Annotated in this window: 10 protein-coding genes; 8 read left to right on the forward strand and 2 right to left on the reverse strand. The window is 61.5% G+C overall.

Annotation, left to right across the window (positions count from 1 at the left end; translation table 11 throughout):
- Nucleotides 1-64: 64 nt before the first annotated feature.
- Both AB4P90_RS22690 and AB4P90_RS22695 read left to right on the forward strand, forming a co-directional pair.
- Entirely contained in the window at nucleotides 65-1,411 is a 1,347-nt protein-coding gene (locus AB4P90_RS22690; protein ID WP_014719689.1) for a HAMP domain-containing sensor histidine kinase, read from the forward strand.
- A 37-nt stretch (nucleotides 1,412-1,448) separates the two neighbouring features.
- Nucleotides 1,449-2,798 carry a CoA transferase gene (locus AB4P90_RS22695; protein ID WP_073452662.1) on the forward strand — a complete coding sequence of 450 codons (1,350 nt, stop codon included), beginning with the start codon at nucleotides 1,449-1,451 and terminating at the stop codon, nucleotides 2,796-2,798.
- 115 nt (nucleotides 2,799-2,913) lie between these two features.
- Here AB4P90_RS22695 and AB4P90_RS22700 read toward each other — a convergent pair whose 3' ends face one another.
- Entirely contained in the window at nucleotides 2,914-3,777 is an 864-nt protein-coding gene (locus AB4P90_RS22700) for a DNA-3-methyladenine glycosylase (RefSeq protein WP_014719691.1), read from the reverse strand.
- Nucleotides 3,774-5,201, reverse strand: a complete 1,428-nt coding sequence (gene arcD, locus AB4P90_RS22705) for an arginine-ornithine antiporter (RefSeq protein WP_395605388.1) — start codon at nucleotides 5,199-5,201, stop codon at nucleotides 3,774-3,776. Before arcD (AB4P90_RS22705) ends, AB4P90_RS22700 begins: the two co-directional genes overlap by 4 nt.
- Nucleotides 5,202-5,598: 397 nt before the next feature.
- Between arcD (AB4P90_RS22705) and arcD (AB4P90_RS22710) the strand changes: the two genes are divergently transcribed.
- From arcD (AB4P90_RS22710) to AB4P90_RS22735, 6 genes are all read left to right on the forward strand, one after another.
- A complete protein-coding gene (gene arcD, locus AB4P90_RS22710; protein WP_014719693.1) occupies nucleotides 5,599-7,026 on the forward strand; it encodes an arginine-ornithine antiporter in 1,428 nt (475 codons plus the stop codon).
- A 24-nt stretch (nucleotides 7,027-7,050) separates the two neighbouring features.
- Nucleotides 7,051-8,307: an arginine deiminase gene (gene arcA / locus AB4P90_RS22715; protein WP_014719694.1), complete on the forward strand. Its 1,257-nt coding sequence runs from the start codon at nucleotides 7,051-7,053 to the stop codon at nucleotides 8,305-8,307.
- Between the two features lie 12 nt (nucleotides 8,308-8,319).
- On the forward strand, nucleotides 8,320-9,330 hold the full coding sequence (locus AB4P90_RS22720) for an ornithine carbamoyltransferase (protein WP_014719695.1): 1,011 nt from the start codon (nucleotides 8,320-8,322) through the stop codon (nucleotides 9,328-9,330).
- Nucleotides 9,331-9,466: 136 nt separating this feature from the next.
- Entirely contained in the window at nucleotides 9,467-10,396 is a 930-nt protein-coding gene (gene arcC, locus AB4P90_RS22725) for a carbamate kinase (RefSeq protein ID WP_014719696.1), read from the forward strand.
- An 18-nt stretch (nucleotides 10,397-10,414) separates the two neighbouring features.
- Nucleotides 10,415-10,777, forward strand: a complete 363-nt coding sequence (locus AB4P90_RS22730) for a DUF5064 family protein (RefSeq protein ID WP_057710468.1) — start codon at nucleotides 10,415-10,417, stop codon at nucleotides 10,775-10,777.
- A 174-nt stretch (nucleotides 10,778-10,951) separates the two neighbouring features.
- Complete coding sequence (locus AB4P90_RS22735; RefSeq protein WP_133634417.1) at nucleotides 10,952-12,460, forward strand: sigma-54-dependent transcriptional regulator; 1,509 nt, start codon at nucleotides 10,952-10,954, stop codon at nucleotides 12,458-12,460.
- Nucleotides 12,461-12,664 lie beyond the last annotated feature (204 nt).

Here is a 12,664-nt window from a genome sequence, read left to right on the forward strand (position 1 = left end):
TGGCCTAGCTTCACCCCAGCCCAGTGGTTCGCGCCGCTGGGCTTTTCCTGTTTGAGGGTTTCCTGTGCGTTCATTGTTCTGGCGTATCCTGGCGAGTTTCTGGCTGGCCATCGCCCTGGTAGGCGGGTTGTCGATTTTGCTTGGGCATATGCTCAACCAGGACGCCTGGATTCTGAGCCGCCACCCTGGCCTCAACAACCTGGCCCAAGAGTGGACGCAACTCTATGAAGCCCAGGGCGAAGACGCCGCCCAGGACTTGCTGCAACAGCGCAAACGCCAGTACCACATTGATGTGCAAGTGCTGAACGAGAGTGGCGAGCCGGTGGTGCGGGGCACCTTCCCGCGCCGCGCCGCCGCCTTCGAAGCCCGGCAGAACGACAGCCAGGACGGCCACCTGCCGTGGCGACGCCTGACCGCCGAGTACACCAGCGACAAAACCGGCGACACCTACCTGCTGATCTACCGCATTCCCCACCCGGAGCTGGAGGCCTGGCACCGCAGCAGCCTGCTGTGGCCGCTCAGTGCCCTGGCGATTACCCTGGTGGTGCTGACCCTGTTCAGCCTTCTGGTGACGTTGTCCATTACTCGCCCGCTCAGTCGTTTGCGCGGCGCGGTGCATGATCTGGGGCAAACCACCTATCAACAAAACAGCCTGGCGCAACTGGCCAACCGGCGCGACGAATTCGGTGTCTTGGCTAACGACTTCAACCGCATGGGCGCGCGCCTGCAAAGCCTGATCGGCAGCCAGCGCCAGTTGCTGCGCGACGTCTCCCACGAACTGCGCTCGCCGTTGGCGCGCTTGCGTATCGCCCTGGCCCTGGCCGAACGCGCCAGCCCCGAAGAGCGGGAAAAACTCTGGCCGCGCCTGACCCGCGAATGCGATCGCCTGGAAGCCTTGATCAGCGAGATCCTGGTGTTGGCACGGGTCGACGCCGACAACGCCAGCGCCGAAGACATCGACCTCACCCCGTTGCTTAAAACCCTGCAAAAGGACGCCCAACTCAGTGCCCCCGAGCAAGTGGTGCAACTGACGACTGCCAATGATTTGCAGCTTAAAGGCTGGCCGACCATGATCGAACGCGCCGTGGACAACCTGCTGCGCAATGCCCAGCGCTTCAACCCGGTGGGCGAACCGATTGAATTGCAGGCCCAGCATCAAGGCGGGCGCATTCTGATCAGCGTACGCGACCACGGCCCCGGCGTTGAAGCCGAGCACCTGAGCCAATTGGGCGAGCCGTTCTATCGGGCGCCGGGCCAGACCGCCCAAGGTCATGGCCTGGGCCTGGCCATCGCCCGTCGCGCCGCCGAGCGCCATGGCGGCAACCTGATCCTGGCCAACCATCCCGATGGCGGCTTTATCGCCAGCATCGAACTGCCCTTGATCCCTGGGGTTGCCACACCAGTGGGATGATCTTCTATAGTGGCCCTTCTCTTACGGAGGGCCTTTGATGACTGACCTGCTGACTCCCATCCAAGCCGCACTCGCGTTACCGCACGCCCCACTGCCCCAGACCCAGGCCGGTGCCTTGCCCTCGACCTTTGCCGTGACTGACCTGGCGGCCGCCAGCATCGGCGCCGCGGGCCAGGCTATCGCCCAGTTGATTGAGCAACAAACCGGGCGTCTGCCCAGCGTCAGCGTGGATCGGCGCCTGGCCTCGTTGTGGTTCTCTTCGTCGATTCGCCCCGTGGGGTGGCAAGTGCCGCCTTTGTGGGACCCGGTAGCGGGTGATTACGCCAGCGTCGATGGCTGGATCCGCCTGCACACCAACGCGCCCCATCATCGTGCGGCGGCCGAGCGGGTATTGGGGCCTGCCGCTGATTGCGCCGCCATGGCGAGTAGAGTCGCGACCTGGAAAGCCGCCGAACTGGAACAGGCGGTTGTCGATGCGGGCGGTTGTGCCGCGCAAATGCGTAGCTGGCAAGCCTGGCAGCAGCATCCCCAAGGCTTGGCGGTAAACGCCGAAGCGTTGATCCAGCGCCAGGTCTTCGAACCCGGCATCGACAAACCCTGGCTAGGCTCAGCCGCTCGCCCACTGGCCGGCATCAAGGTGCTGGATTTGACCCGGGTGCTGGCCGGCCCGGTGGCCAGTCGTTTCCTCGCAGGCTTAGGCGCCGACGTACTGCGCATCGACTCGCCCACCTGGAACGAACCTGGCGTCGTCCCGGAAATGACCCTGGGTAAACGCTGCGCCCGCCTTGATCTAAAGCGCCACGACGACCGGCAGGTGTTTGAAGCGTTGCTCAAGGACGCCGACATTCTGTTCCACGGTTACCGCGCCGATGCCCTGGAGCAACTCGGTTATACCCTTGGCGAACGTCAGCACATCGCCCCCGGCCTAATCGACGTCAGCCTCAACGCCTACGGCTGGAGCGGCCCATGGCGTAATCGGCGTGGCTTTGACAGCCTGGTGCAGATGAGCAGCGGGATTGCCGAGGCCGGCATGGCCTGGAAACAGACGGATAAACCGCTGCCGCTGCCGGTGCAGGCGCTGGATCACGCCACCGGCTATTTGATGGCCGCCAGCGCGATCCGGGCTTTGGCCGAGCGCCTGGACTCCGGACGCGGCGGTTCGGCGCGCTTGTCGTTGGCGCGCACGGCGAAGTTGCTGGTGGCGGCCGGGCAAGTGCCACAGCAAGCGGCATTGCGCGAGGAAGATATCAATGACCAAGGCCTGGTGGTGGAGCAGACAGCCTGGGGCCAGGCCCACCGGCTACTGGCGCCGCTGAGCATCAGTGGCACGCCGTTGCAGTGGGATTTGCCGGCGGTGGAACTGGGCTCGCATCGGCCACAGTGGTGACTTCTCGTCCGCTTTCGCGAGCAAGCCCGCTCCCACACTTGACCGAGTACATTCTTTGAAATGCGATAAACATGTGGGAGCGGGCTTGCTCGCGAAGAGGGCCTGACAGGCGCCGCTAATCTTTGCGGTTCAACGACGTCCACAAATGCTGCGCCGCATACGCCCTCAACGGCCGCCACGCCTCGGCCCGCGCCAATAACTGCCGCGCCGACACCGGCCCACCTTCCAAGGCTGCCAAAGCATTGATCAGCCCGATATCCCCCGACGCAAATGCATCCACCTCGCGCAACTGGCGCATGGCGATGTACTGCGCGGTCCACTCTCCAATCCCCGGCAACGCAACCAGCCGTGCAACGCCGTCCTGGAGGCTGGCCTTGGGTTCGAAAAGCTGAGGATCATCCAACAGCGCCTGGGCCACACCGGACAACGTACGACCCCGCGCCTTGGGCATGCCCAGGGTGGCCAGGTCTGCCGCCGCCAGCACTTCTGGTGTCGGGAACAGGTGGGTGATACCGGCGTGCGGGGATGCCAGCGCCAGGCCATACTGAGCCACCAGCTTGCTCGCCAGGCGAATCGCCGCCACCACGGTTATCTGCTGGCCCAGCACTGCACGAATCGCCAGTTCCAACCCGTCCCAGGTGCCTGGCAACCGCAGGCCAGGGCGGGCCGCAGCCAGTTGCGCCATTAGGGGATCTTGCGACAATTGCGCGTTGATCACCTCAGGCACCGCATCCAGATCAAACATCCTGCGCAAGCGCCGCTCGATCTCAGGCATCGCTGCAGGCTCGGGAAAGTCGACCGTCACCTCCAGCCAATCCCCCACGCCCGGTTCGACGCTGACCCAGCCATGTCGGCCCGCCACACTGATACTGCGCCGATATACGCCGGCGACCACGGTTTCCAACCCGGTAATCGCCCGCGCCGATAGGAACCCCAGCATCGCCGCCCAGTCGTAGGGCGGTTGATACGCCAATCTCACAGTGACAATACCCCGCTATACAGCCCATACGCGGCTAACCCGGCGCCCGCGATCACGCCGCTGAAAATGCCTTTTTCCACGGCGGTAAACAAGGGTAGGCCCTGCTCGCGCTTGGCCAGGGCAAACAGGATCACACCCGGGGCGTACAGCAACGCCGACAGCAGCAAATACTTCAAGCCCCCCGCATACAGCAGCCAAATCGCGTAGCCGAGGGCAACCAGCCCCACCAGCAGATCTTTCATGCGCCGGCGCTGCCAGCCTGCATAGGTTTCGCCGCGCGCGCTCAACAGCACCGCATAGGCCGCCGACCACAAATAAGGCACCAGGATCATCGAGGACGCCAGGTAGATCAGGGTGGTGTAGGTGCTGGCGGAAAACAGCGTGATCACCAGGAATGCCTGGATCATCACGTTGGTCAGCCATAAGGCATTGACCGGCACCTGATTGGCGTTTTCCTTCTTCAGGAACGCCGGCATGGTCTTGTCCTGGGCGGTGGCATAGAGGATTTCCGCGCACAGCAGCGCCCAGGAGAGCAACGCGCCGAGCAGCGAAACCGCCAGGCCGATACTGATCAATACCGCGCCCCAAGGCCCGACGACATGCTCCAACACACCGGCCAGGGACGGGTTCTGCAATTGCGCCAGCTCCGGCTGGCTCATGATGCCCAGGGACAACACATTCACCAGCACCAGCAAGGCCAGCACGCCCACGAAACCAATCACCGTGGCGCGCCCCACGTCCGAGCGTTTCTGCGCCCGCGCCGAATACACACTGGCGCCTTCGATCCCGATAAATACAAACACCGTGACCAGCATCATGTGGCGCACCTGCTCGACCACGCTGCCCATCTGCGGGTTACCCATTCCCCAGATATCGCGGGTGAAAATATCCGCCTTGAATGCAACGACGGCGATCACGATAAACATCAGCAGCGGCACGATCTTCGCCACCGTCGTCACCTGATTGATGAACGCTGCCTCTTTGATCCCGCGCATCACCAGAAAATGTACGGCCCACAGCAACAGCGACGCGCAGCCGATGGCAAGCGGCGTATTGCCCTGGCCGAACGCCGGAAAAAAGTAGCCGAGGGTGCTGAATAGCAAGACGAAATAACCGACATTGCCCATCCACGCACTGATCCAGTAACCCCAGGCGGATGAAAAGCCCATGTAGTCGCCAAAACCCGCCTTGGCGTAGGCATACACCCCGGAGTCCAGTTCGGGCTTACGGTTCGCCAACGTCTGGAACACAAAGGCCAGGGTCAGCATGCCGATGGCGGTGATCGCCCAGCCGATCAATATGGCGCCCACTTCGGCACGGGCGGCCATGTTCTGCGGCAATGAAAAGATGCCGCCGCCAATCATCGAGCCCACCACCAGGGCGATCAGGGCACTGAGCCGGAGTTTCTGGGCGGGTTGGGTCATGCAGCTTCCTCGAAATAAACGGTTGGGCGACAACTGCGCACATAAGTAATTCAGATTAATGACGTTGTCATAACATAAGGATATGTAAAGGTAGGAAGTTTAGGCTTATTTAGAATTTAAATACGTCAATTATGAAGCGATAGTCAAACAACGTACAAAAAATTTGCACATTCGCAAATACGAACTAGCGTCAACACCCATGCCCTCGACCAAATGATTAACCACAAAGCAAAGAGCGCTCTATCAAGCGCCTTTGCGGGACTTGTTCGTCCGCAAAAACCTCACCCTAAGTCGTTAATTCACAATGGAATGTGCCAATGAAGTGATCTGAGTCAGCTGTTTGATTAGCGCACGGAATTATTCTGTGGTCTCTCTTCTCCTGCATTGGAGTCATGCAATGTCTGAAACTCCCGGAAAACTTCGACTAGGCGCCCTGGTCGCACTTGTCGTCGGCTCGATGATTGGCGGCGGTATCTTTTCATTGCCACAAAACATGGCCGCCAGCGCCGATGTCGGTGCGGTGTTGATCGGCTGGGTGATTACCGCCATCGGCATGTTGACCCTCGCCTTCGTGTTCCAGACCCTCGCCAACCGCAAGCCTGACCTCGACGGCGGGGTCTACGCCTACGCCAAGGCCGGTTTCGGCGACTACATGGGCTTTTCATCCGCCTGGGGCTACTGGATCAGCGCCTGGCTGGGCAACGTCGGCTACTTCGTGTTGCTGTTCAGCACCTTGGGCTATTTCTTCCCGGTCTTTGGCGAGGGCAATACCCCGACGGCGGTGATCGCTGCGTCAGTGCTGTTATGGGCCGTGCATTTCCTGGTGCTGCGCGGGATCAAGGAAGCGGCGTTCATCAACCTGGTGACCACCGTCGCCAAGGTGGTGCCGCTGCTGCTGTTCGTGCTCATCGCCCTGTTCGCGTTCAAGCTGGACATCTTCACCGCTGACATCTGGGGCGTGAAAAACCCGGACCTGGGCAGTGTGATGAACCAGGTGCGCAACATGATGCTGGTCACCGTGTGGGTGTTTATCGGCATCGAAGGCGCGAGCATCTTCTCGTCCCGTGCCGAGAAACGCAGTGACGTGGGCAAGGCCACCGTGATCGGCTTTATCACTGTGCTGCTGTTCCTGATGCTGGTGAACGTGCTGTCCCTGGGGATCATGACCCAGCCGGAACTGGCCAAACTGCAAAACCCGTCGATGGCCGCCGTGCTGGAGCATGTGGTGGGCCACTGGGGCGCGGTGCTGATCAGCGTGGGCTTGATCATCTCCCTGCTCGGCGCGCTGCTGTCCTGGGTGCTGCTGTGTGCGGAGATCATGTTCGCCGCCGCCAAGGACCACACCATGCCGGAGTTCCTGCGCAAGGAAAACGCCAACCATGTGCCGGTCAACGCCCTGTGGCTGACCAACGCAATGGTGCAGATATTTCTGGTGATCACGCTGTTTTCCGCCAGCACCTACCTGTCACTGATCTACCTCGCCACCTCGATGATCCTGGTGCCTTACCTGTGGTCGGCGGCCTACGCCCTGCTGCTGGCGGTGCGCGGCGAGACCTACGAGAACGCCCTCAAAGAGCGCAGAAAGGACCTGTTCATCGGCGCTATCGCCCTGATCTATGCGATCTGGCTGCTCTACGCCGGCGGCACCAAGTACCTGCTGCTCTCCGCCCTGCTCTATGCCCCTGGCGCGATCCTGTTCGCCAAAGCCAAGCGTGAACTGGGCAAACCGATTTTCACCCCCGTCGAGAAGCTGATTTTCGCCGCAGTGGTCATTGGCGCCCTGGTGGCGGCCTATGGGCTCTACGACGGCTTCCTGACCCTGTAATTGTTGTTCACTGGAGGATCTGTAATGACCACGGAAAAAGTGAAGTACGGCGTACATTCCGAAGCCGGCAAACTGCGCAAAGTCATGGTGTGCTCCCCAGGTTTGGCCCACCAGCGGCTGACCCCCAACAACTGCGACGAGCTGCTGTTCGATGACGTGCTGTGGGTGGCCCAGGCCAAGCGCGACCACTTCGACTTCGTGACCAAGATGCGCGAGCGGGACATTGATGTGCTGGAAATGCACAACCTGCTCACCGACATCGTCGCCAACCCCGAAGCGCTGGACTGGATTCTGGAACGCAAGATCACCGCCAACACCGTAGGCCTGGGCCTGGTCGATGAAGTCGGTTCGTGGCTGCGCAGCCTGGAGCCGCGCAAAATCAGCGAGTACCTGATTGGCGGCGTATCGGCCGACGACCTGCCGAGCAGCTTCGGTGGCAAGACCATCGAGATGTTCCGCGATTTTCTCGGCCACGCCAGTTTCATCTTGCCGCCGCTGCCCAATACCCAGTTCACCCGCGACACCACTTGCTGGATCTACGGCGGCGTGACGCTCAACCCGATGTACTGGCCGGCGCGCCGCCAGGAAACCCTGCTGACCAGCGCCATCTATAAATTCCACCCTGAGTTCACCAACGCGGACTTCCAGATCTGGTACGGCGACCCCGACCAGGAACATGGCGCCGCGACGCTGGAAGGCGGCGACGTGATGCCGATTGGCAACGGCGTGGTGTTGATCGGCATGGGTGAGCGTTCGTCCCACCAGGCCATTGGCCAACTGGCGCGCAACCTGTTCCAGAACAAAGCCGTGGAGCGCGTCATCGTGGCCGGCCTGCCTAAATCCCGCGCCGCGATGCACCTGGACACCGTGTTCAGCTTCTGCGACCGCGACCTGGTCACCGTCTTCCCCGAAGTGGTCAACCAGATCGTGCCTTTCACCCTGCGCCCTGACGAGAGCAAGCCCCACGGCATCGACATTCAGCGCGAGAAAACCAACTTCCTCGAAACCGTGGCCGCAGCGCTCAACCTCAAGGCCCTGCGCGTGGTCGAGACCGGCGGCAACAGCTTCGCCGCCGAACGCGAGCAATGGGATGACGGCAACAACGTGGTGGCCGTGGAACCGGGCGTGGTGATTGGCTACGACCGCAACACCTACACCAACACCCTGCTGCGCAAGGCCGGTGTGGAAGTGATCACCATCAGCGCCGGTGAACTCGGCCGAGGCCGTGGCGGCGGCCACTGCATGACCTGCCCGATCATCCGCGACCCTATCGACTATTAAGGAGATTTCATCATGGCTTTCAATATGCGCAACCGCAGCCTGCTGTCGCTGATGCACCACACCACTCGCGAGCTGCATTACCTGCTGGACCTGTCCCGCGACCTCAAACGCGCCAAATACACCGGCACCGAGCGCCCGCACTTGCAGGGCAAGAACATCGCACTGATCTTCGAAAAAACCTCCACCCGCACTCGCTGTGCCTTCGAAGTCGCGGCCCATGACCAGGGCGCCCACGTCACCTATATCGACCCGGTGTCGTCGCAGATCGGCCACAAAGAAAGCATGAAAGACACCGCCCGCGTACTGGGCCGGATGTTCGATGCCATTGAATACCGTGGCTTTGAGCAGGAAATCGTCGAAGAGCTGGCCAAGTTCGCCGGTGTGCCGGTGTTCAACGGCCTCACCGCCGAATTCCACCCGACCCAGATGATCGCCGACACCCTGACCATGCGTGAACACAGCGACAAGCCGCTGCATGACATCAGCTACGCTTACCTCGGGGACGCCCGCTACAACATGGGCAACTCGCTGCTGATGATCGGCGCCAAGCTGGGCATGGACGTGCGCATCGGCGCGCCCAAAGCGCTGTGGCCCCATGAAGATTTCATCAAGCAATGCCAGGCCTTTGCCGAGGAAAGCGGCGCACGCATCACCATCACCGAAGACCCGAAAGAAGCCGTGAAAGGTGTGGATTTCATCCACACCGATATCTGGGTGTCCATGGGCGAACCAGTGGAAGCGTGGGACGAGCGCATCGAGCAACTGCTGCCGTACCAGGTCAACGCCAAGATGATGAAAGCCTCGGGCAACCCTCGGGTGAAATTCATGCATTGCCTGCCGGCGTTCCACAACAGTGAAACCAAGGTCGGCAAGGACATTGCGGCGCGCTATCCGCACTTGGCCAATGGCGTGGAAGTGACCGAAGAGGTGTTCGAGTCGCCGGCCAATATCGCCTTCGAGCAGGCGGAAAACCGCATGCATACCATCAAGGCGATTCTGGTGTCGGCGTTGGCGGATATCTAACCCCACTCTGATCGTTCCCACGCTCCGCGTGGGAATGCAGCCAGTGGCGCTCTGCGCCACAAGAGCGGACGCAGAGCGTCCGGTGAGGCATTCCCACGCAGAGCGTGGGAACGATCATTCTAGAAGGACATTCTGTATGCGCATCGTCGTAGCCCTGGGCGGCAACGCCCTCCTGCGTCGTGGTGAACCCATGACCGCAGACAACCAACGCGCCAACATCCGTATCGCCACCGAACAGATCGCCAAGATCCACCCCGGCAACGAGTTGGTGATCGCCCACGGCAATGGCCCGCAAGTGGGCCTGCTGTCATTGCAGGCAGCGGCCTACACCAGCGTCTCGCCTTACCCGCTGGACGTGCTGGGCGCTGAGACAGAGGGCATGATCGGCTACATCATTGAACAGGAACTGGGCAACCTGCTGGACTTTGAAGTGCCGTTCGCCACCCTGCTCACCCAGGTCGAAGTGGACGCCAAGGACCCGGCCTTCCAGAACCCTACCAAGCCCATCGGCCCGGTGTATGCCAAAGCCGAAGCCGAGAAACTCGCCGCCGAGAAAGGTTGGGCCATCGCGCCCGATGGCGACAAATACCGCCGCGTGGTCGCCAGCCCGCGCCCCAAACGCATCTTTGAAATTCGCCCGATCAAATGGCTGCTGGAGAAAAAAGCCATCGTGATCTGCGCCGGTGGCGGCGGCATCCCGACGATGTATGGCGAAGACGGCAAGCTGCGCGGCATTGAAGCCGTGATCGACAAAGACCTGTGTTCCTCCTTGCTGGCCACGCAACTGGAGGCCGATTTGCTGGTGATCGCCACCGACGTCAACGCCGCCTTTATCGACTTCGGCAAGCCCACCCAGAAGGCCATCGGCCAGGCCCACCCCGACGACATGGAAAAACTCGGCTTCGCCGCCGGCTCCATGGGGCCCAAGGTCCAGGCCGCCTGCGAGTTCGCCCGCCAGACTGGCAAAACTGCGGTGATCGGTTCACTCTCGGACATCGAAGCCATCGTCCAGGGCAGCGCCGGCACGCGCATCAGCACGGCCAAACCTGGCATCACCTACCTGTGAAGTTGAGGAGAAACGCCTATGGCTATCTTTGAACCCGGCCACCTGCATATCGAGCGACACGCGCTTAACAAGGACGATGTCAGCTACGACCTGTGCCTGGACTACGAAGTCGTCACGGATGACCGCGAAGGCAAAGGCATGCAGTTCACCCTGCATGGCAGCATCCAGGGCAAGGACATGAAAGAGACCTTTTTCCTGCCCAAGGACCAGGCCTATAACTTCGCCAGCAATGTGACCAAGATTGTCGAAAAATACGGCATTCCCAAGACCCATAGCAGCGTCGGTTCACAGCACAAGCATTACGATCTGATGTTTGAGGATGTGCGCCACCAGTTGGATATGAAATCCGGCGACCCGGTCAAACCCGAACACCTGGAATAACCTGCCCCCCCAATCGAATGTGGGAGCTGGCTTGCCTGCGATAGCGACGTGTCAGACGATATTTTCGGTAACTGACCCACCGCCATCGCAGGCAAGCCAGCTCCCACATTTTGATCTCCACCGGCTCCAAGGCATACTGGCCACCCTCAGCACTCCAGAATCAAGATCCGCCCCATGCGTATCCACGTCAGCTTCATCGACCGCGTCGGCATCACCCAGGAAGTCCTGGCCTTGCTCGGTGGGCGCAATCTCAATCTGGATGCGGTGGAAATGGTGCCGCCCAATGTCTATATCGATGCGCCGACCCTCAGCGCCGAGGTGCTTGAAGAGCTGCGCGATGCGTTGTTCAGCGTGCACGGCGTGCAGGCGGTAAAGGTCGTCGACATCCTTCCGGGCCAGCGTCGCCACTTGCAACTCGACGCCCTGCTGGCGGCCATGACCGACCCGGTGCTGGCCCTGGACAGTGCAGGCAAGATCCTGCTGGCCAATCCGGCGCTGATCGCCTTGTACGGGCGTGAACCGGCCGGTGAGAGCATCGCCGAGCTGTTCGATGATCCGGCCTTGCTGGAAACCTTGCTGGACCAGGGCTTTCGCTTACCGTTGCGCGAGATCAGCGTCAACGGCCAGACCCTGCTGCTGGGCGCCACGCCGATCACCGACGCTGGCGCCCTGCTTACCCTCTACCAGCCCAACCGCATCGGCGAACAACTGTCGGCGCTGCATCATGACCATGCCGAAGGGTTTGATGCGCTGCTGGGCGAGTCCCCGGCGATCCGCACGCTCAAGGCTCGGGCGCAACGGGTGGCGGCGCTGGATGCACCGCTGCTGATCCAGGGCGAAACCGGCACCGGCAAAGAGCTGGTGGCCCGCGCCTGCCACGCCATCAGCACGCGCCACAGTGCGCCGTTTCTGGCACTGAACTGCGCGGCGTTGCCGGAAAACCTCGCCGAAAGCGAATTGTTTGGCTATGCGCCTGGCGCCTTTACCGGCGCGCAACGCGGTGGCAAACCGGGGCTGATGGAGCTGGCCAACCAGGGCACGGTATTCCTCGATGAGATCGGTGAAATGTCGCCGTACCTGCAAGCCAAACTGCTGCGCTTTCTCAACGACGGCAGCTTTCGCCGCGTGGGTGGCGACCGCGAAGTGAAGGTCAATGTGCGCATCCTCAGCGCCACCCACCGCGACCTGGAAAAGATGGTCAGCGAAGGCACCTTTCGCGAAGATCTGTTTTACCGCCTCAACGTGCTCAACGTCGCCGTGCCGCCTTTGCGTGAACGCGGCCAGGACATCCTGCTGCTGGCGCGCTACTTCATGCAGCAAGCCTGCGCGCAGATCCAGCGCCCGGTCTGCCGCCTGGCCCCGGGTACCTATCCAGCCCTGCTGGGTAACCACTGGCCGGGCAACGTGCGGCAGTTGCAAAACGTGATCTTCCGCGCTGCCGCCATCTGCGAAAGCAGCCTGGTGGACATCGGCGACCTGGACATCGCCGGCACCTCCGTGGCGCGCCAGAGCGATGGTGAAGTCGACAGCCTGGAACAGGCCGTGGAAGATTTCGAGCGCGGCCTGCTGGAAAGCCTCTACAGCCGCTACCCCTCGACCCGCCAACTGGCCAGCCGGCTTCAAACCTCCCACACGGCTATCGCCCATCGCCTGCGCAAATACGGCATTCCCAACAAACCCTGACGGAATAAACGCGGTTCAACTGTAGGAGCTGGCTTGCCTGCGATAGCGTTGGGTCATCCAACGCCTTAGTGACGGGTAGACCGCTATCGCAGGCAAGCCAGCTCCCATAGAGACCGCATTACAGATTTGGTCTGAGAACGACACTCCGTGTACTGAAAGCGCTACAGCGTAACGATATCGCTACAACCCTGTTTTTTGCGCGCC

The organism is Pseudomonas sp. B16120 (genome assembly GCF_044218845.1).
GTDB lineage: Bacteria > Pseudomonadota > Gammaproteobacteria > Pseudomonadales > Pseudomonadaceae > Aquipseudomonas > Aquipseudomonas paracarnis.